The 20,274-nt window shown below is 50.0% G+C and carries 21 protein-coding genes and 1 other annotated feature; of the genes, 17 read left to right on the forward strand and 4 right to left on the reverse strand.

Annotated features, from left to right (window positions below; all coding sequences use genetic code 11):
- Window positions 1-16: 16 nt before the first annotated feature.
- The 4 genes from KB559_RS24240 to KB559_RS24255 all read left to right on the forward strand — a co-directional run bounded on the left by KB559_RS24240 (window position 17) and on the right by KB559_RS24255 (window position 3,524).
- Window positions 17-724: a hypothetical protein gene (locus KB559_RS24240; RefSeq protein WP_211025952.1), complete on the forward strand. Its 708-nt coding sequence runs from the start codon at window positions 17-19 to the stop codon at window positions 722-724.
- Between the two features lie 69 nt (window positions 725-793).
- The gene (locus KB559_RS24245) at window positions 794-1,651 is read left to right on the forward strand and encodes a MurR/RpiR family transcriptional regulator (protein WP_211025954.1); all 858 of its coding nucleotides are present in this window, start codon (window positions 794-796) and stop codon (window positions 1,649-1,651) included.
- Window positions 1,652-1,828: 177 nt separating this feature from the next.
- Window positions 1,829-2,908, forward strand: a complete 1,080-nt coding sequence (locus KB559_RS24250; RefSeq protein WP_211025956.1) for an NAD(P)/FAD-dependent oxidoreductase — start codon at window positions 1,829-1,831, stop codon at window positions 2,906-2,908.
- A gap of 196 nt (window positions 2,909-3,104) precedes the next feature.
- Window positions 3,105-3,524, forward strand: a complete 420-nt coding sequence (locus tag KB559_RS24255; protein ID WP_211025958.1) for an O-methyltransferase — start codon at window positions 3,105-3,107, stop codon at window positions 3,522-3,524.
- Between the two features lie 88 nt (window positions 3,525-3,612).
- Here the strand turns inward: KB559_RS24255 and KB559_RS24260 are convergent, their stop codons facing one another.
- Together KB559_RS24260 and KB559_RS24265 are read right to left on the reverse strand one after the other, a co-directional pair.
- Entirely contained in the window at window positions 3,613-3,849 is a 237-nt protein-coding gene (locus KB559_RS24260; RefSeq protein ID WP_211025960.1) for an alpha/beta-type small acid-soluble spore protein, read from the reverse strand.
- Between the two features lie 163 nt (window positions 3,850-4,012).
- Window positions 4,013-4,990, reverse strand: a complete 978-nt coding sequence (locus tag KB559_RS24265) for an aldose 1-epimerase (RefSeq protein WP_211025962.1) — start codon at window positions 4,988-4,990, stop codon at window positions 4,013-4,015.
- A gap of 139 nt (window positions 4,991-5,129) precedes the next feature.
- Window positions 5,130-5,386 (forward strand) — a binding site (T-box leader).
- 69 nt (window positions 5,387-5,455) lie between these two features.
- On the opposite strand from KB559_RS24265, the gene trpS reads away from it, so the two are divergent.
- The 3 genes from trpS to KB559_RS24280 all read left to right on the forward strand — a co-directional run bounded on the left by trpS (window position 5,456) and on the right by KB559_RS24280 (window position 8,263).
- Window positions 5,456-6,439, forward strand: a complete 984-nt coding sequence (gene trpS / locus KB559_RS24270; protein WP_211025964.1) for a tryptophan--tRNA ligase — start codon at window positions 5,456-5,458, stop codon at window positions 6,437-6,439.
- Between the two features lie 269 nt (window positions 6,440-6,708).
- On the forward strand, window positions 6,709-7,650 hold the full coding sequence (gene cyoE / locus KB559_RS24275; protein WP_211025965.1) for a heme o synthase: 942 nt from the start codon (window positions 6,709-6,711) through the stop codon (window positions 7,648-7,650).
- Between the two features lie 13 nt (window positions 7,651-7,663).
- On the forward strand, window positions 7,664-8,263 hold the full coding sequence (locus KB559_RS24280; protein WP_211025967.1) for an SCO family protein: 600 nt from the start codon (window positions 7,664-7,666) through the stop codon (window positions 8,261-8,263).
- Window positions 8,264-8,286: 23 nt separating this feature from the next.
- Here KB559_RS24280 and KB559_RS24285 read toward each other — a convergent pair whose 3' ends face one another.
- Together KB559_RS24285 and KB559_RS24290 are read right to left on the reverse strand one after the other, a co-directional pair.
- Window positions 8,287-8,634, reverse strand: a complete 348-nt coding sequence (locus KB559_RS24285; protein WP_211026020.1) for a toprim domain-containing protein — start codon at window positions 8,632-8,634, stop codon at window positions 8,287-8,289.
- 765 nt (window positions 8,635-9,399) lie between these two features.
- Window positions 9,400-10,548 (reverse strand): MFS transporter, encoded by a 1,149-nt coding sequence (locus KB559_RS24290; RefSeq protein ID WP_211025969.1) that lies wholly within the window; start codon window positions 10,546-10,548, stop codon window positions 9,400-9,402.
- A gap of 217 nt (window positions 10,549-10,765) precedes the next feature.
- On the opposite strand from KB559_RS24290, the gene KB559_RS24295 reads away from it, so the two are divergent.
- From KB559_RS24295 to KB559_RS24340, 10 genes are all read left to right on the forward strand, one after another.
- Window positions 10,766-11,206, forward strand: a complete 441-nt coding sequence (locus KB559_RS24295) for a hypothetical protein (RefSeq protein WP_211026023.1) — start codon at window positions 10,766-10,768, stop codon at window positions 11,204-11,206.
- Between the two features lie 48 nt (window positions 11,207-11,254).
- On the forward strand, window positions 11,255-12,406 hold the full coding sequence (locus KB559_RS24300) for a transglutaminase domain-containing protein (protein ID WP_211025971.1): 1,152 nt from the start codon (window positions 11,255-11,257) through the stop codon (window positions 12,404-12,406).
- Window positions 12,407-12,564: 158 nt separating this feature from the next.
- Complete coding sequence (locus KB559_RS24305; RefSeq protein ID WP_211025974.1) at window positions 12,565-14,652, forward strand: peptidoglycan D,D-transpeptidase FtsI family protein; 2,088 nt, start codon at window positions 12,565-12,567, stop codon at window positions 14,650-14,652.
- Between the two features lie 192 nt (window positions 14,653-14,844).
- Window positions 14,845-15,825, forward strand: a complete 981-nt coding sequence (locus tag KB559_RS24310) for a metal ABC transporter solute-binding protein, Zn/Mn family (RefSeq protein ID WP_211025976.1) — start codon at window positions 14,845-14,847, stop codon at window positions 15,823-15,825.
- Between the two features lie 41 nt (window positions 15,826-15,866).
- Window positions 15,867-16,625, forward strand: coding sequence for a metal ABC transporter ATP-binding protein (locus KB559_RS24315; protein ID WP_211025978.1), 759 nt, complete (start codon window positions 15,867-15,869; stop codon window positions 16,623-16,625).
- A 5-nt stretch (window positions 16,626-16,630) separates the two neighbouring features.
- Window positions 16,631-17,605, forward strand: a complete 975-nt coding sequence (locus tag KB559_RS24320; protein WP_211025981.1) for a metal ABC transporter permease — start codon at window positions 16,631-16,633, stop codon at window positions 17,603-17,605.
- Complete coding sequence (locus KB559_RS24325; RefSeq protein ID WP_211025983.1) at window positions 17,605-18,486, forward strand: metal ABC transporter permease; 882 nt, start codon at window positions 17,605-17,607, stop codon at window positions 18,484-18,486. Before KB559_RS24320 ends, KB559_RS24325 begins: the two co-directional genes overlap by 1 nt.
- Window positions 18,487-18,591: 105 nt before the next feature.
- Window positions 18,592-18,747, forward strand: coding sequence for a hypothetical protein (locus tag KB559_RS24330; protein ID WP_211025985.1), 156 nt, complete (start codon window positions 18,592-18,594; stop codon window positions 18,745-18,747).
- A 259-nt stretch (window positions 18,748-19,006) separates the two neighbouring features.
- Entirely contained in the window at window positions 19,007-19,765 is a 759-nt protein-coding gene (locus tag KB559_RS24335) for a Cof-type HAD-IIB family hydrolase (RefSeq protein ID WP_211025987.1), read from the forward strand.
- 10 nt (window positions 19,766-19,775) lie between these two features.
- Window positions 19,776-20,258 carry a DUF456 domain-containing protein gene (locus tag KB559_RS24340; protein WP_211026026.1) on the forward strand — a complete coding sequence of 161 codons (483 nt, stop codon included), beginning with the start codon at window positions 19,776-19,778 and terminating at the stop codon, window positions 20,256-20,258.
- Window positions 20,259-20,274 lie beyond the last annotated feature (16 nt).

Below are 20,274 nucleotides of genomic sequence, written 5' to 3' on the forward strand. Positions count from 1 at the left end.
GGGAGCTGATGGAGCCATGACGGGGGTACGAAATAAGGAACAAGTCTTCAAGATCCGCGGCTTGGGGCTTAGCGATGAGGTGCTGGCTTTGGCCGAGCTGGAGCGGGATCCGGTTTTTCATAAAATCGCGCCCGACAAGTACGGATATTATCTGTCCCGTTCCTTGGACATGGGCAGAGAGGCCGCGGACCGGTTGAAAGGCCGGGATATCCGGGAGCTGCTCGATCAAGCGGGCGTGAAATTTAACTTGGCGGCCGCAGCCGGTACGGGAGCCTTCAAGGTCGCGCTTCGGGCCCAGTTGGATTGGAGCGGGAAGGTGCCGAAGATTACCGTTTACCGGGAATCCATGCACCAGCTTCAAATAGCGGCTGAGGCCGCGGAGGGAGCGCTTGGTCCGGTTACCTTCGACAGGATTGTGGACATCCATCTGGCACATGAGTACTATCACTTGCTGGAGTACCGCAGCGGACAATTTACGAATGAGCTGCTGGAGCCGGTGGAGTGCCTGAAAATCGGCCCCTTCCGCAGAACGGCGACGATTCTGCAGAGCAGCGAAATTGCAGCACACGCCTTCTGCAAAGGTTTACTCGGCTTGCCTTATTTACCCAGCCTATTGGATAATATTTATCTGATGCAGACAGGCCATATGAAAATGGAGCAGTTTACGGAAAATGTGAAAAAGTGGAAAATGATTTTGGGCGAGAATGGACTCCATATGCTATAATAAGTAAATCGTTTATTGCGTGAGAACGTTTTTACAGGACGTTTCTCCGCAAATGCAGGAGGACATATCATGGCTTCGCAAGTACCCGCGGTGATTGCAAAGATCATTTCGCTTAAGCAAAAGTTTACTTACGGTGAAAACCAGATCGCTCAATTTGTGATTCACAATTCCGAATTCATCAGCCAACATACGATTACGGCACTTGCCAATGAAATCGGCGTATCGGAAACAAGCATCAACCGGTTTTGCAAGAAGATCGGTTTCAAGGGTTTTAACGATTTCAAGATCGCCATTGCCCAGGATACATTCTACCGGGAAATGCAGACGCGAAAAAAAGAACGCCGCGAAATCACGCCGATCGATGGACTGGCTCTCGATTACAACGAGCTGGTCGTCAATACGTCGGCTATGGTTTCCGAGGAGGCGCTGCTGAGCGTGGCGGAAATGCTGAAGAAGGCCAGACGCATTCATATATTCGGCATCTTCGATTCCTTCTTGCCCGCTATGGCCTTGAAGAACCGTCTGACAATGATCGGAATCAACGCAGAGGCCAGTAACGACAGCCGGGCGATGAAAATCGCGGCGTCCCAAGCCACGGCGGAGGACATCGTCATCGCGTTTACCCGTTCCGGGGCGACGCCGGAAATCATCGACGCGGTTTCCACGGCGCAGATGAACCAGGCGAAGACGGTGGCCATCACCTGTTATGATTCTTCGCCGGTTACCGAGGCCGCGGAAACGAATATCATCGTACCGGACAAAATGTCGGTCAGCAACAGCGCGATGATGTCGAATCACATTACATTTCTGTTTGTAGTGGATGCCGTCACGAGCCTGCTTATATCCTCGGACAAATCCTATCTGAAGAAGAAGCTGGACAGCGAGGGCATTATCTCCAGTCGCCCTTCGGTGACGGAGTATTATTGATAGACAATCCCCAAAAAAGCGGTTTGCCGACAGAGGCAAGCCGCTTTTTTGATGTGCCTGGCAAGGGGTACTCTACCGGGCTTCGGATAGATTATACCTGCTTGATGCTTAGACAAAGCAGGTCGAGGGCAAGATAGGGAGTGGCGAAGTTAGTTACAGATTTAGGAGGAGACAAATATGAAGGTAGCGATTATGGGGGCCGGTTTATCAGGGTTGGCCTGTGCTATTCGCCTGGAGCAGTTGGGTATATTTCCGGACATTTTCGAGAAGCGGGGAAGCATCGGGGACCGTTTCGTCAACGGGGAGGTGCTGCTTACGATCTTTTCGCGGCCGGTTCGGGACGAGATCTCCTATTTGGCGGATAAATATCAAATATATCTTCATCCGACAGGGCATATCGGCGAGTTCATCATTCGCTCCGAGCATGAACAAGCGAAGTTGCGCGGACACCTGGGTTTCAGCAATATTCGCGGCCGACATGAGAACTCTTTCGAAAATCAGCTTGGCCGTCAGGTCAAGTCGAACATTCATTATCATTCGAATCATACCTATGAAGAGCTGGCGAGGGAATATACCCATGTTATCGTGGCGACAGGCGATGCGGAATACGCATCCGAAATGAGAAATTTCGAGGTTGATCTTACAGTTACACTTAAAGGTGCAACGGTAGAAGGTGAATTTTCGCGTTACTGCGTGATGTGCTGGTTGGATGACCGCTACGCCCCGAAAGGCTACGGATATTTGATTCCTTATTCGGAGACAGAGGCTAACCTCGTGATCGCCTTCCCGGATGAGTTGTATACCACGCCCGACAGCGGTGATGAGAAATGGAACCTGTTTTATGAACGTGTATGCTCGGATTTAGGACAAAATTTGAAGATAACCGATCATTTTGAAGTGAACAACTACATGATTGGGCAGTGTAATGAGCCCAGAATCGGAAACACATTGTTTACGGGCAATTGCCTGGGGACGGTTATGCCTCTGTTCGGATTTGGCCAGTTCCCTGCGCTGTTGTCGGGAATTTATGCGGCGGAGGACTTATGCGGTCTTGGATCCTATATCGAAACGACGAAAGAAATACGTGACAGTTACCAAAATTCGTTGATTCTCCGCAAGTGGTATGAAAAGATGGATAATTCACAAAAAGATAAAATCGTAAAAAAGATGAATGGATATTGGGGAGAGAAGCTGCTCACTACACAGATGGATGTGTTGAAAATAATCTCCCGGTTTTTGCGATGGGGAGGGAAATGACATAGAAGGATTATTTTCGTATGTCGAAAGAACGGCAAATATGTTGAATCATAGAATAAAAAGGGGGTAAAGTCGTATTTTGTATAGTAATAAATAACCATTTTTGTTGTATATTGTTGATGCTTATATAAGTATGTCCTATAATGAGACGTAAGCCCTAAGGTGCTAGGGGACTACATGGGAAGGGGGGGTGAATATGCTGAATACCGATCAGCTATCACTCGCTAGACAAGTGGATATGGTCTTTAAAGAGTTGGAATCAGAGCTTGGCGGAATGACATCGGGGACCGTATTCATCCAAATCCGAAACAACGGGATCGGAAAATTCGGGATTCGACATCATCCGATCGCAGGCCGGAACGGCCGCATGGCAGACGAGGAAGCCGGATTATCGGCGACTCAGCTTCATTCTTTTCGTACGATGGCCATTGAAGCATTAAGATACAAGAAATACTGGACCCATGGGGAAATCAGCTATGACTTTGCAATCAGGCAGGACATGATTGTCGTTGATGCCATCCTAGAATCCAATTACAACATGGCAAATCTGATGATTCAGCGTTATCCGCGAAAGAATCATATTCATACATACCAAGATGCAGACGTATCTTCCTGATCAATGAACTTATAATGTAAAAGACAGGCGACCTGCTAGCGCAGACCGCCTGTCTCCCTATATGGTATAGGGGAAAACTGAAAACCGATTACAGGTTCGAACGACCCGACAATTGCTGCTCTGCCAATTGTACCAGACGTTTTGTGATATAACCCCCGAGGGAGCCGGTTTCACGGGAAGTGTAGTTCCCATAGTAACCGTCTTGCGGGATTTGCACGCCCAATTCTTGAGCTGCCTCATATTTCAACTGTTGCAATGCAGCAGTTGCTTGAGGAACAACAAGGTTGTTAGAGCGGCTACCGCGGCCTTGGTTTTGACCTGCCATATTTGTCACCTCCTTTGGCCTTTGTGATGTTAGTATGGTTTCTGGAGCGCAAAATATTCGGCTTATCGTCAAACTATAGCAGTGGTAATTATTGCATATCTCCCAACAACAAATAAGGAGCCATTTCCCCGTTAGGGAGATGGCTCCAAATTATAAGATGCATTTAAGCTTCTTCAGAAGGATAGATCATATCCAGGTTTACGTTCAGTTCCAGGGTTTGGCCCGGCTGAAGATCGATCAGGCCGGTTTCTGAATCCGGAAGTCCGGAATTCGGAGCGTCCGGCAGCCAAGTGTAGGGCTCGATGCAAAGAAATTGATCCGCTTCGCCTTTGGTATAGAGAACCCAGTGTTTGAAATAGGCCGGGTCGGCGGAATAATGCAGCCCATACCCGTCGCTGCGGATCAATTCGGCAAGGACGGGATGCTGGCCTATTTTAAACATCGTATCAAAGTTTCTGCCTTTCATATTCAATCCGTGGTTCAATGCCGCGAGTTCTCCCAATGGAGCGGTTTTCCCGGTAGTGATTAATTCTTCATCGGATGAATAGATGCTGTCTACCGGCAGTTTCAGACTCCATTGATCAGGCTCGCCGTCAAGCAGGAACCAGGTGTGAAGGCCTAAACCAAAAGGTGCCGGCCGGTCGCCCAAATGACTTATTTTAAATGTTTGTTTCAAGGAAGACCCCTGTAAACGAAGGGTCATCTCCAGTTTTAAAGGAACCGGAAACTGGCGCATCCAGTTGGGATCATCACTCGTCATAAATTCCGTGGTAATCGCGCAACCGTCTTCGTCCTCATCGATATCGCTGACACACCATGCCTGAGTGCGATGAAGTCCATGGATGTGATTGTCATTTGCTGTATTCTGGTCGAATTGGTACTCCTGACCGGCATACGTAAAATGTCCTCTGCGAATACGGCCTGGGGGAATTAACAGCGGAACCCCGAAATGATACGGCTTTTGCAGATAGAACTCAAGATCGTCTTCCTCCGGACGTCGCAGCACGTCGCGTTGCCGGGCGTGATCCCATATGCTAATGACATTATTGCCAAGGCGGGGTAGCAGTGTGACTTCAAGTTCGCGGCTATGTAAGATATACGTATCGTAACCATTCCATTGCCCTTTGGTCACTTTTTTCATATCGTTGCTCCTTTTCCCACATAATAATCGTAACCCTAAGCTTAGACCTATAATAACACTTTTTTTCCGGGACGAAAAATGGATTTGACATGGCGGCTTGAAGAACTATATGATGAGCTTATATTAATGGGTGAATAAATGTAATGCGATGACAGGGACAAGTAAGCAAAAGTTTCATTTCTGCAGAAAGCCGGTGGTTGATGCGAACCGGAGGAAGAACCTTGCCGAATGGACCCTTGAGCGCCGTGCAGAACCGGAAAGGACTCTTCCTTACGCAGTATGCCGGCCGTCTGATTCCACGTTACGGAAGATAAGGCCGGGAGCCTGATGACGATGTATGTCATGAATTTATTATCCCGGCGAATAAGGGTGGCACCACGGTCTCACGTCCCTTGAGGATGTGGGGCCTTTTTGTTTTTTCTGTAAACCCTGACCTTACACTATATTTCTTGGAGGCTGATTTAGATGAAAAGAGTACTTTCCGGCATCCAGCCTAGCGGTAAAATTACGTTAGGCAACTATATTGGAGCCTTAAAAAATTTCGTGACCCTGCAGGATGATTATACTTGCAACTTCATGGTCGTTGATCTTCACGCAATTACCGTAGCACAAGATCCCGCCGACTTGCGCGAGCAATCGGAGGCGGTGGCAGCGCTGTTCGTAGCGGCGGGAATCGATCCGAATAAGGCGAATGTGTACATGCAGTCTCATGTGCGTCAACATTCCCAGCTCGGTTGGATTCTGACCACCCTGACCTCGATGGGCGAGCTTGAGCGGATGACCCAGTTCAAGGATAAAGCAGCCGGCAAGGAATCCGTCGGCGCAGGCCTGTTCGTGTATCCGGCTCTGATGGCTGCCGATATTTTGATCTATAATGCGGATTTGGTTCCCGTTGGAGAAGATCAGAAGCAGCATTTGGAATTGACTCGGGACTTGGCTGGACGCTTTAATCATCGCTTCGGCGAATATTTCACTATTCCTGAGCCTTACATTCCAAAGGTGGGGGCTCGGATCATGTCGCTGGATGATGCGTCTAACAAAATGAGCAAGAGCAATCCGAATGCGGGAAGCGCGATTTACCTGCTTGATTCGCCTGCTGACATCCGCAAGAAGATCAGCCGCGCTACGACCGATTCCGGGCGTGAAGTGAAGTTCGATCCAGCCAATAAGCCGGAGGTCAGCAATCTGATCACCATTTATAGCCAATGCTCCGGGCTGTCGGTTGCCGAAGTGGAACAGCGGTATGAAGGGCAAATGTACGGTCCATTCAAGAAGGATCTGGCCGAAGTCGTGGTCGGAACGCTGGAACCGATCCAGCAGCGTTACCGGGAAATCCGGGAATCCGGGGAAATCCGCGACATTCTGCGCCAAGGTGCGGAGAGAGCCTCGGAAATGGCGGAGAAGACGCTGCGCGATGTGCAGAACTTAATGGGCTTCTTGCCGGAATAAGATCAATTTGCGAGAAGTGTGACATCCAGAGAATCCGGGCAGACAATTTGTCCGGATTTTTTACTTGCTATCCATTTTTCAACTTATATAGCTAAATCAATATATAGATGTCACTGAATTGTCATAATAAACACCAATGATCAAATGATTGTCAAACACTTTCGCATTTTGATATGATAAAGTTTATAGCAAGGGCTGAAAATCATTGAATTTTCTGTGGTTTATATATACGGAACCTCTATCTCATAAATTAGGAGGCACAATCAAAAGTGGATAAACAATTCAGTTACCATTCTCCTGCGGAATCGGCGACGCTGTCCTCTGTAAGACCTTCGCCCCCGGGGGAATCGGCAACTTGGAAAGATTTTGTTGCGTTGACGAAGCCGGGAATTCTCCGCTCCAACTTGATCGCGGCATTCGCCGGGTTTTGGCTGGCTTCCCATTGGGACCTTCAATATGGAAAACTTATTTTAACGCTGATCGGGACTGTGTTGGTTATGGCGTCCTCCTGTGTCTTCAATAACTACTTTGACCGGGATCTGGACACTAAAATGGCCCGCACCAAGAACCGTGCGTTACCGGTGGGCAAGCTATCGCCGAAGACCGTTCTCTGGTATGCCGTTGCTTTGGGCATTATCGGCTTGGCCGTACTATTCGCCTTTTCAGGGCTGCTTGCCGGGGCCTTCGGGGTTGTCGGCATGTTTGTTTACGTCGTTGTTTACACGCTTTGGCTGAAGCGTACTTCCACCTGGAGCACGTCGGTCGGTGCGATTTCCGGAGCGATGCCTCCATTGATCGGATACGTCGCCGCTTCGGGAAATATCGATATGGGAGCTTGGCTCATTTTCGCCCTGTTATTTCTGTGGCAGCCTCCCCATTTCTGGGCGCTCGGCATCCGGCGCGTCGAGGAATACCGTGCTGCGGGCTTCCCGCTGCTGCCTGTAGTTAAAGGCATTCCTAGAACGAAAATACAAATGATTCCGTATATCGTGTTACTGATTCCGATTCCGGTATTAATGTATCTTTATGATTATACGGGGATCTGGTTTCTTATTATCGGAGAAATCCTGTCCGTAGCTTGGCTTTTCATGGCGCTCAAAGGATTTCGTTCAACTGACGATGAAGGTTGGGCCAAAAAGGTATTTCTGTTCTCGGTCAACTATTTGACGATCGCTTTGATCGTGATGATTTTGGATACGGTATGGTTGTAATGGAGGAGACGTCATGACCCTTTTGAAAAAGTACAAATGGACATGGATTTTGCTGGCGATCTGCGTAGTCTTGGCGGGGTATCTATTATGGGATTCTTTTGCCAAGCCAAAGCTGCCGGTCATCCGCCCGGTGGAAAGCTTCAACTTGGAAAATGTGGACGGAAAAAACGTAACCTTGGAGGATACGAACGGTAAGGTTCGACTTTTCTATTTCTTCTTCTCCAGTTGCCCGGACGTATGCCCGGTGACTACGTTCCGGTTAAGCCAAGTGCAGGATGTGCTGAAAGAAAAGGGGTTGTTTGCCAAAGACGCCTCCATTGTTTCGATCTCCTTTGATCCGGAGAGAGATACGCGAGAGAAAATCAAGGCCTTCGGAGATAAGTTTAAAGCCGATTATTCGGGCTGGTATTTCTTGCGGGGGGACCAGCAAAAAATTATGGATTTGGCGATGAACTCGTTTAAAATTCTCATTAACCAGGACCGGGACGGCAATTTCGTCCATATGGATTTGATCGGTCTGGTCGATCGGGACGGAAACCTGCGGGAAATTTACCGGCCGGAAGTAACGGCCGACGAAATTGCGAAGGCGGTAGCCGATCTGGCTAAGGAATAAATTAATTTTAGTGTGATCATCAATCAAAAAGGGCTGGCCGGGGGATAAACAATAAATTCCTCCAGGCCGGCCTTTTCCAATTGCGCGATAACGTATTCGTCCGGGGTGCCTTCTACGCCTGCATAACCCCGGCGGGTATAGATCTGCTCCGCATCCGGAAAAGTGTCTCTCAGCACACCGCGTATTCTTTTGCCTGAAGGATCATTATCTAGAAACAGATATAGCTCGTCCCCCTTAACGTTCTTGCGCAGAGACTCCAGTTTTTGCGAGTTGAGCGTCCCGAAGGTACAATGAATCCGCACTTCCCCGTTCAGAAGCCGCCTTAGTTTGCTGCGGTCGTTTTTGCCCTCTACGATGATGCTGATGGACAACGTGATCACCTGCCTTATCTGTCTAATGCATGCGTCCATAGAAGGAGGCACCTACTTAGTTTATACCCCGTGTGGTTTATCATGCAAAAATAACAAAGCTGCCCTCCGTAGCCAGCGACTACGTCAGACAGCTCCGTGCTCTGTTTTCTTATTAGTAGAAGAAAGGAGAGCGGAGAATGATGACAAGCAAAATGTACAGAACGAGGATGGCTCCTGTCGATGTCCATATGCCTCCTACCCCCGGTCCTGGTCCGCAAGGATTAACGTAGCCCATAGGTTCACCCCACTTTCATTTCGATCGGTTACTACACGATATACTATGTGGCACAATGGCCCGTGCTCTGTGTGCCAGCCTATGGGCGAAAAATTATTCGGGCAGCAGTGGACCCCTAATAATCTAGATGAGGTGGGCTCGGACCTATGGACAGAGGGTGGTGCATGCTCCTAGGAAATTAGCTGGAAAACCTACAGTTAATTTCCCCTAATCTGCCGGATAATCGAAATTAACTGGAAAAACTACAGTTAATTTGTTCTTTAAGGCCCGAATCCGGCATGATCGGCGAAAATAGATGGAGGTTTTACATCTAATTTATCTAAAAGGTATATTTGTGGGGAACTAACTGTAGAAAATCCAGTTATTTCTCAGTGGGCCCTGCCTGCCTTACCCACTCTGCCACAGCTAAATTTCGGAAGCAAAAAACAAACTGTTTACAAAGCAAGTCAACTATTCCGGTTAAGGTAAGTAAGAACTTTTGAGACGTTCTGTCAGGTTCCAATGATAGCTGGAGGGGCCGGTGTATCCCGCCGTTTCGTGGGCGGGGTAAACATCAGGACGACCATCAGTAGAAGAAATGCGAAAAAATATGGCGAATGGGTCTCGTGAAGCATGCCCGCCGTGATCGGTCCGATGAACGAGCCGATGGACATGGCTATGGATTGCACTGAAAATACGGTGCCCAGCCGCTTGCCGCCGCTAAGGTCGATGAACATGGAGGCCATCGCAGGGAAAGTAATCCCTTTGGCCATTCCAAGAGCAAAGAGCGACACGGGGAGCGGAATGAAATCCAGAGCCGCCAAAGCGAAAAAGGACAGAGCAATGCCGAAAATACCCAGCAGTACCCGGTTATACGGGCTATAGCGATTCAGGAAGAGCATGGACAAAGTGACGAGCGCCCCGAGGCTGATGATCGAGAAATACAGGCCGGTATGCAAAATACCCGACGTACCTCCGGCTTGCAGCGGCAGCTCGAAGAAGAGAATCCCCTGCGAGCAGGATACGGCTAGCGGTAGCACATAGTAGCGCAAAGGGATGATGTTGATTTTGACGGGAATATGCTTTGCGTTTAAAGAGGGAGCCAACCTCTCCTTCTTCGGCTCGTGAATCGTAAAAATGGCGATGATGCCCGTGACAATCAAGAGCCAGCCTAAGGATTGAAAGGTAAGCGAGTAACCGGTCCGGGCGACCAGAAATGCGCCGGCGGCCGGGGAAACGACCGAGGCGAGCGTATGCACGACTCCATGTCCGGCCATCAGTTTTCCTTGCTGGACCGAATTTTTGGACAGGGAAGCGAGCATCGCGAGACATGCCGGGGATAAGAAGGCCAGCACGAAGCCGCTGATCGACCGGAGCGCCAGGAGCTGCCAAGGCATAGTGACATGCGCTTGCAGCAATAGAATGCACCCGGCTCCAATCAGGCTGAAAATCATGTAGCCCCGGCTTCCGTGCCGGTCAACGCCCTGACCGGCCAGAAGATTGCCCGGTAAATGCGTCAGGGCGTAAATGCCCATCATCCAGCCGATGAAAGTCGGAGCCGCACCTAGCGATAAAGCAAATGGCGTCAGGATGGGATACTGGGCGTGCAGATCGAAAAAAGCGAGAAACATAAAGAAATAAAGCCAAAATGCCATTTTCATTCCTTGTGCCTCCCTGGAAAGTTCTTATGATCTACTTGTACGTTTCCAAGGACGAACTTATTACCGGATTGAGGGATTCGTCCTATTTCTTGGTTTTTGCGGAAAAACGGGGTTAAGCTGACATTGGACTGGGCCATCATGTATAATGTATAAAGCATGCAGGCATGCGTGCCTGAACTGATATTAAAGAACTTTGGGAGCGTGGGTCATGTTGGATTTGGATTTGCAAGTCTGGACTGAATTTCTGAAACAGAACTGGCTGGTTATTGTTATAGCTCTGGTCGTACTGTTCCTGATTTTAAATTTGGTGAAGACGGTTGTGAAATGGGCGCTTGTTTTGGTCATCGCCGCATTTATCATCGTATATAGCGGAATTTCCCTGAAGGATATCGGCGACGCGGTGGGAGCGGTTAAAGAGCAGGCGGTGGATATCAGCAAAACCGAAGCATTGAATATGATGAAAAAAGAAGCTAGCGAAGCGAAGCTGAACCGGAATCCGGACGGTACGTTCACCATTACGACCCCGAACTTGGAGGTCAGCGGTTCGGAAGGCGCAGACAAAGTTAAAGTGATGTTTCACGGCGTTTCCTTGGGCGAATGGAAAGTAAGCGATACGCTGGAAGCTTTTATCCAAGAAGCGAAACGGAACTCTCAATAAGATCCTCTTGATGAAGAAGAAACAGGACATCCAGAACGGAGGTTGACGATGACGGAGAGTTGGTTGCATAGCTTGGGAGACTTCAACTGGGTTACCGCCTTGTTGTTGTTCATCCTGCTGTTCTCAATACTGCAAGGTTTACTGCGAGGCGCCTCGCGCAGCGCCGGAAGACTGGTGTCTTTGCTGAGCGGAGGCGTGCTGTCGGTGCTGGGAATACTGGCGTCTATACCGCTAACGTTATGGCTGGCACCGCTGGTACAGAGCTGGTTATCCGGGGTCACGCTGCCGGAGCGCGATTTGAACAAATGGGAGCAGATCTATTACACGTTGCTTACGGCGATCCGTGATTTTCCGCTGATGCGAGTTGCCGTGGTGTTCATGCTGAGCTATTGGCTGATCCGCACGGTGCTTGGCCTCGTATCCGCCTTTGCCTTCGGCGGCAGCTCCTGGCTGGGGCGCTTGGTCTTTGGAGGAGAGCGTCCCGCCACGCTGCTTAGCCGGTTGGCCGGAGCGGGAATCGGCGCGGTGATCGGTGCGGCAAGATGCCTGTTCGTCATCGCTGTATTATTCATTTCGGTGACGCTGTTTCCGGACAGCGGGTTCAGCCGCTATGTGGAAGCTTCCCCCGTTTATCAGCAGGGAGCCCGCAGCGTAATTGAACCGCTGTCCGGCAATTTGATCAAAGAAAAGCTTCCGGTGTTTACCCGCGGTGTCGAAGAAGAGCTGAACGGGATACTGCAGCGAAGATACGAAGTAATCGACGCCGACATTCCACGGGATATCGGACAGGCCGCGGCCAAAATCACCGAAGGGGCCCAAAGCGACGAGGAAAAAGCACGCCTACTCTATGACTGGGTCGGCTCAAGGGTGACCTACGATTATGATAAGGTCGAGGACTACGAGAAAAACGGGAATTGGCGTGAGCAAACGCCGCAAATGACGTATGATTCCAAGCGCGGCGTATGTATTGATTATTCACGCCTTTATGCCGTCATGGCCCGTTCGCAGGGACTCCAGGTCAAAGTGGTTACCGGACTCGGCTACGACGGCCGGGGAGGATACGGCCCGCATGCCTGGAACGAGGTGTACTTATCCGAGAAGGAGCAATGGATTCCGCTCGACTCGACCTGGGCCGGTAGCGGAGACTGGTTCAACCCTCCCGCTTTTAATGAGACGCATATCCCCGATAAGATCGTATAGCGTCTTATCGATGAGACTCCAGTTATTTCCTGGGAATGGCCGCGAAATAGCTGGAGTTTTTATGAGCAAAAAAACTGGGAATCGATGTAACTTCGCCATGCCCATTTCCGTTATGTTAATATATAAGGGATGAATTGATGGAATAAGGAGAAACGGAAATGAAAAGTGTATATTCCGACGACCCGCGCGAACAGGAAGCCGCGATGCAGCGTCATTTTAATATCCGCCTGAATATGTTCTTTTTCAGCGCATTTGCTATTTTTACGGTTATTATCGTTCGTCTTGCCATTCTCCAGTTTGTAGAAGGACCCAGCCTGTCCAAGCAGGAGACGGCTATGAGAGTTAAGGACGTGCCTTTATCGCCGATCAGGGGAACCATTTTCGCGGATAAGGGAGAGAAGCTGGCTTACTCTACGCCGGTTCAGTCGCTGTATATCACCTTGCAGAAGGATTACAGCACCACGACCGACCGTGGAAAAGAGAACCGTGCGGAAGCGCTGGCCTTGGCCGATAAGCTGAAGGAAGTGTTCGACAAATACGGCGATCCGAATGCCGAGAAGATGTCCAAGGAAGATATCATCAAGGCGATGGATCTGGACTACCGTCTTAACGGGGGCTTTAGCGCCCGCAGAATTAAGATCGGTTTGACCAAAGAGGAAATGGCCTATTTCCTTGAACGCAAAGATCAGTTCCCGGGCATCGAGGTCGTGGAGGAGAGTATTCGTCACTATGACAAGGATACCGTGGCGGTGCAGGCGGTCGGATACCTCAAGAAGTTTAAATCCACGGACTCGGTATCCTGGTACGATCCGATCAGAGAAGCAAAGGATAAGGATCCTGCTTTAGAATATACACCGGAGGAATTCGTAGGCTTTGACGGGCTTGAAATGTACTACCAAGCGGAACTAAGAGGGAAGAACGGATATAAGAGCGTCCCAATCGATCCTCGCAATATGGCTACCGGTATTCCGGAAGTGACCCCTCCGGTAAAGGGATATGATCTCCACACGACACTGAACAAAAATGTGCAGTTGGTTGCAGAACAAGCGATCCTAGATCAAATTGACTGGGTTCATAAAAATCCGGTATCCGGCAAAACACATCCCAACGCGAAAACGGGATATGCGGTGGCGATGGAGGTGGAGACCGGAAATATTATAGCCATGGCCAGCATGCCGGATTATGATACGAATTTATGGCAGACGGGAAGCATGCCTAACGATGTGTGGAGCAAAATAATGACCAACTATCAGAACGGCACGATTACGCCGTTTAGTTCAGGGCGTTCCGGTCATGATTTTGGTTCGAATGTCTATCTTGGTTCCACGATTAAGCCCTTGTCTGTCCTGATCGGATTAAACGAGAATTTGTTTACAACAAATACGATTTACAATGACAGAGGGATCACCTATTTCGGTAAGAACGACTCTTCCAGTGTCCGTAACTCGGGCCGGCATGCTTATGGAAGCATGGACCCGTCCCGGGCCATCGAAAAATCCTCTAATACCTTTATGGTCGATATGGTGGGGGAGAAGCTTTATGAGAAATATAAATCCAAAGGGATCGACGTTTGGGATAAATACATGAAAGAATTTGGTCTTGGCGTTTCCACAGGGATCGACTTGCCGAAAGAATACCTCGGGGCGCTGGCCTACAAAGACGAGTCTGAAACAGCTCTTTCGCGCTTGGTATACGCCTCCTTCGGACAGCAAGGCGGATATACTACGATGCAGTTGGCTCAATATGTCTCAACGCTAGCTACTCGGGGTAAGCGGATGGAGCCGCATATGGTCAGCAAAATTACCGATGAAAACGGAAATGTTATCAAAGAGTTCCAACCTACCGTGCTGAATGAAGTCAAATTTAAAGATGCACATTGGAAGGAAGTCATCAGCGGAATGAAAACCGAGGTAGGCTCGTCGTTTGCCGGTTTCCCATATGACTTTGCCCGGAAGACCGGTACTTCGGAGCAATGGGCGAAGGGTGAGAACCGGGATAACGGGGTGTTTATCGCCTTTGCGCCGCGTGAAAATCCTAAATTGGCCGTTGCGGTCATCGTTCCCGAAGGCGGCTTTGGTTCGCAGAGCGCCGCGCCGATCGCCCGCAAAATCTTCGATGCGTATGACCAGGAGTATGGGCTGGATGGCGTACCGAAGAAGGCATTGAAGCAACAACAAACAGGCCAGGGGGCAACAAATCAAAATCAACAGACGGGTAATCAAAACTCCGGAAATAACGGACAATAACTTTAGGACTGACCCGTGAATCCGTAAATTAATTTAAGCAAGAGGAAAATTCCTCTTGCTTTTTTGTATGTTTATACCTTAGAATTTGCCTTAGGGAAACATTTTTATATGCGACTAAAAATTAAGCTTATGGGAAACAAGTGTTTACTTGTACAACAAATAACCGGTAAAAGTGAAAATGCGGGAGGAGAGATGGAAGTGGATGAGTTGAAGGTAAAGAAAAGCCCGCTGCAGCGGGCAAAAATGACGCTGAGCATACTGGCCTTTATCGTGATTGCGGCTTGTTCCAAAGTGGAGGGAGAGCCTGGTCATCAGCAACGTGCGGAAGGCGAGGGCCCTATTCACATCGTGACGACGATCGGCATGATTACGGATGTCGTTCAGGAAATCGGCGGCGAAGAGGTGAAAGTGCAAGGCCTGATGGGACCTGGCGTGGACCCCCATCTTTATAAAGCTTCCCAAGGCGATATTCAGAAGCTGGACGATGCGGATATGATTTTGTACGGCGGACTTCATTTGGAGGGAAAGATGCAGGAAATCTTCGAGAAGCTGGAACAGCGTAAACCGACGGTTGCCGTTTCGAAGAATATCGATCCCTCCGTGCTGCGTTCAGGCAAGGATGCCGGCGGTTCGCAATACGATCCTCACATTTGGTTCAATGTGAAGCACTGGGTATCGGCTGCCGAGACGATCAGGGATACACTGGTTGAATACGATCCGGATCATGCCGCGGTATATAAGCAAAATGCGGAAGTTTATATTGCGGAGCTAAATGAGCTTGATGCGGAGGTCAGGGAGCGAATCGCCGAAATTCCGGAAGCCGGACGCGTGCTGGTAACGGCCCATGATGCATTCGGGTATTTTGGAGACGCATATGGCATCCGGGTGATGGGGTTACAGGGAATCAGTACCGCTTCGGAGTACGGTTCGAAGGATGTGAGTAAATTACGTGACTTTCTCGTAGAGAACCAAATCAAGGCGGTATTTGTAGAATCGAGCATTCCCACGAAATCGATGGAGGCGGTCATTGCCGGAGCGAAGGAAATGGGGCATGACGTCAAAATCGGCGGCGAATTGTTCTCCGACTCTATGGGAGAGCCGGGTTCGGATGCAGACACTTATATCAAAATGGTCCGTCATAACGTGAACACCATTGCCGCAGCGTTGAAATAAAAGGACTGGGTGAAGCTTAGCCCGGGAAAAGGAGAAAACAAATGGCCAGCTATCCTTTAGAAGTGAATCATTTAACGGTGGCTTATCAGAAAAAGCCGGTGTTGAATTCAGTATCGTTCCAAATTCCGTCCGGAAAGCTGATCGGTGTGCTCGGACCGAATGGAGCCGGGAAATCCACGTTGCTAAAAGCCGTGCTCGGCCTGATTCCTAAAGTGGAAGGCGAAGTGAGCATTTTCGGCCGCCCCTACCGGGAGATGCGCAAAAGCGTAGGGTATGTGCCGCAGCGGGAATCGGTGGATTGGGATTTTCCGACGAACGCGCTGGATGTGGTGATGATGGGACGTTATGGGCATCTGGGCTGGTTCCGGCGGCCCGGAAGCAAGGAACGGGAAATTGCTATAGAATGCTTGAGCAAAGTCGGTATGGCCGACTATGCGGGACGGCAAATTAGCCAATTGTCGGGCGGCCAGCAGCAGCGGGTATTTCTGGCTAGAGCTTTGGCTCAAAACGCCAATCTGTACTTCATGGATGAACCGTTCGCCGGGGTAGACGCTACTACAGAAAAGGCGATCATCCAGCTGCTGCACGAGCTTAAAGAGCAAGGCAAAACCGTTCTGGTCGTCCACCACGATCTGTCCACAGTCCAGGAGTATTTCGACCATGTCCTGCTATTGAACGGAGAATTGGTAGCAGCGGGACCGACGAAGGAAATATTTACGCCGGATCATCTCCAGAAAACTTATGGCGGCCGAATCGCCATGCTGCAAGATTTCGCGGCCGTCCCAGTGGGGAAGGTGTAGACCCTATGCTACTAACATTTATAAATTGGATTACTGATCCTAATATGCAATGGATTCTGATGGGCTCGTTGCTGCTCGGACTGGGGAGCGGAGTGATCGGTTCATTTACCTTCCTGCGCAAACAAAGCCTTCTCGGCGACGCGCTGGCTCATGCCGCGCTGCCTGGGATTTGTATCGCATTTATGCTCAGCGGGGTGAAGTCAATCGGTCTCTTCATGCTCGGAGCGATCGTCTCGGGGATGCTGGCGACATTCGGAATTCATGCCATCACCCGCTATTCCCGGATTAAACAGGACGCGGCGCTCGGAATTGTGCTGTCCGTATTTTTTGGCATCGGGGTTGTGATGATGACCAAAATTCAGCACAGCGGCAACGGCAATCAAAGCGGATTGGATAAATATATGTTCGGGCAGGCGGCCTCCATGATGTTGTCCGACGTATACCTGGTCGGTATCGTATCTCTGATTTTGATCGCCGTCTGTACCCTGTTATTCAAGGAATTTAAACTGGTCAGTTTTGATCCCGGGTTTGCAAGGGGAATGGGGCTCAAGGTCGGCCTGTTCGAACAATTGCTGCTCCTGATGACGGTCATAGCCGTCGTTGTCGGTATTCAAGCGGTCGGTGTCGTACTTGTCGCCGCCCTGCTGATCACGCCTGCGGTAGCCGCACGTTATTGGACCGATGCCTTGGGCGTGATGATCGTTCTGGCTGGCGTGTTCGGCGCTCTGTCCGGTGTTACTGGTACCTTGATCAGCGGCACGTTATCGAATTTGCCGACAGGACCGGTGACCGTGCTGGCGGCTACCTCTTTATTTCTGGTCTCCGTCGTTTTCGCGCCGGGCAGAGGGCTGGCGTCCAAACTGCTTCGCCGCATACGCCAGCGGAATGAAGTGAGGCGCGGCTTTGAGACGGTGGTTATGGATGGTGAACGGGCCGTTATCTCCAATAGGGCACACGCGGCGGAAAGGAGTGGTGATTAATGGCTGACTTTTGGATTATTTTAACCGGTACATTGGTGGCGGCCACTTGCGGGGTGTTGGGCTGCTTTCTCGTTCTCCGGAAAATGGCGATGGTCGGAGATGCGATCAGCCACTCCGTTTTACCGGGCATCGCGATCGCCTTTTTAATCAGCAACTCGAGGGATTCGATTCTAATGCTGGCGGGAGCGGCCGTTTTGGGCTTGATTACGGTATTTCTGATTCAGAGTCTTCAAAACGGAGGATTGCAATCCGACGCTTCTATAGGGATTGTATTCACCGCCCTGTTTGCGATCGGAGTCATTTTGATTAGCCGGAACGCGGCTCATATCGATCTGGATCTGGATTGCGTCCTCTTCGGAGAAATCGCATATGTGCAGTGGGATACGCTGATCATAAACGGTTATGATATGGGACCGGCTGCCGTATGGCTGTTGGGCGGGACATTGTTGCTTGTCCTTGTAGTAATCGGGTTGTTCTATAAACAGTTTAAGCTGTGCGCATTCGATCCCGCGCTGGCAGCAGCCGTCGGCATTCCTGTGGCGTTGTTCCACTACTTGCTTATGGGACTGGTATCGCTCTCGACGGTAGCTTCGTTTGAAAGCGTGGGCGCTATTCTGGTTGTCGGGATGCTGATCGTTCCGGCATCTATCGCCTATCTGCTGACCGACCGGCTCAGTGTTATGCTGATTTACAGCGTGCTGATCGGTGCAGTCAGCTCCGCAGGCGGATATTACGCAGCAAAATGGCTGGACGCTTCAATAGCAGGCTCCATGATCACCGTCGCCGGCCTCCTCTTCGTTTTGGCCTTTGTATTTTCACCGCTGCACGGTCTGGTGGCGCGTTACCAAAAACGCCGGAGCTTAAAGGCGGCATCGGCTTAAACGGATGAAGTAGATGATGGGCTGTTGCGAATGATGCGAATGGCGGGTCCAATTAAATAGTGGAATTCAGGCAGGCTTTCGTCGGAAGGACGAGAGCCTGCTTTTTTGAGTCGGAAAGGACCGGAGGGGCGGTTAATCATTGGTGGACGGTTGTTAATGGTGCGGAGAGGAGAGCCACAAATGGACGGTTCCGGCATGGGCGAACTTCTAACGAATCGTAAAGAGCTTATTAGCAGAAAAATGGACGTTGACCGGATCTAAGGAACTCCAACGGCGTTATTGAGTAATTTTAGGCGACAATGGTTCTTCTTAGCTCGAAATAAGGTTACCAGGGTTCGTAAGAATCTCAAACTGCTGTATTTTGACTAAATAAGGATAGCTGAGTTCGTTAGGCACAAATTGGGACAGGGGAATGCGGTAACTGTCTTTGTTGGGTTCGGGCGTTTATGATAAAATGGCGTTATGCTAACGAAGACCCATGAATTCACAAGGTAGGAAGCAAATATGCGAACTGGGCTGAATGGAGGATTTTCTGTTGAAGTATAAATTACTGGCGCTCGATATGGACGGAACACTGCTGACCGATAATCATCAAATTTCACCCGAAACGGAGAAGTGGATCCACAAGGCGGCCGCCGCAGGGGTACACGTTTGTTTATCTACCGGCAGAGGCTATAATGAGGCGGTTCCTTTTGGAGACCAACTCGGCCTTGAAACGCCCATGATCACTGTCAACGGCAGTGAGGTTTGGAGATCGCCTCATGAGCTTTACCACCGGGAATTGTTTGACAAGACGATCATTGCCCGGATGTATGATATCGCACAGGAGCATCATGTATGGTTCTGGGCCTATGCGGTGGAAGGAAGCTACAACGAGAACAGCTGGGAGCCGGAATTGCTGGATCGCAATCAATGGCTCAAATTCGGTTATCACACCGAGGATGACGAGATTCGCCACAAGATCATGCTGCAGCTTCAGGACATGGGGGGACTAGAAATCACGAACTCGTCGCCTTATAACCTCGAGATTAATCCGGCAGGCATCAATAAGGCCAGCGGCATTCGTACCGTTTGCAAATTGCTGGGCATCGAGATGTCGGAGACCGTAGCTATAGGCGACAGCCTTAACGACCTCGCTGCGATTCAAGCGGCCGGACTCGGCGTGGCGATGGGAAATGCTCAGATTGCGGTTAAAGAGAATGCGGACGTGGTAACCGACTCCAACAATGATGACGGCATTGCGCGGATCATCCGCGATTATATTTTGGCGGGAGAGTGAGGTCTAGGTGATAGCTGTGCTCGGCTGGATATTGGTCATCGCTTTATTTGTGATCGGGATGGCGGGAGCGGTATATCCCGTTTTACCGGGGGTTCTTGCGATATACTTTGCCTTTTTCGTGTATGGCTGGTTCTTCTCGTTTGAACCGTTCGGCTGGTTTTTCTGGATTATTCAGACCTTGATCGTCGTGGTCCTTCTAGTGGCGGATTACGCCGTGGGCGCCTGGGGGGTCAAAAAGTTCGGCGGCAGCAAGCTGTCCGTTTGGCTCAGCACGATCGGCATCATCGTCGGCCCGTTCGTGATCCCCGCCTTCGGCCTTATTATCGGTCCGTTGCTCGGCGCTATGATCGGCGAGTTAATCAAGGGGGAGTCGCTCGCCAAAGCTTTTAAAGTCGGGGTTGGCTCCGTTGTCGGCCTTTTTAGCAGCATCGTCGTAAAAGTGATACTCCAATTCGCCATGATCATTGTTTTCATCATTTGGATCATCGTCTAGAAAGAAGGAATTTTCT

The organism is Paenibacillus sp. Marseille-P2973, from assembly GCF_018101095.1.
Lineage (GTDB): Bacteria > Bacillota > Bacilli > Paenibacillales > Paenibacillaceae > Fontibacillus > Fontibacillus vini.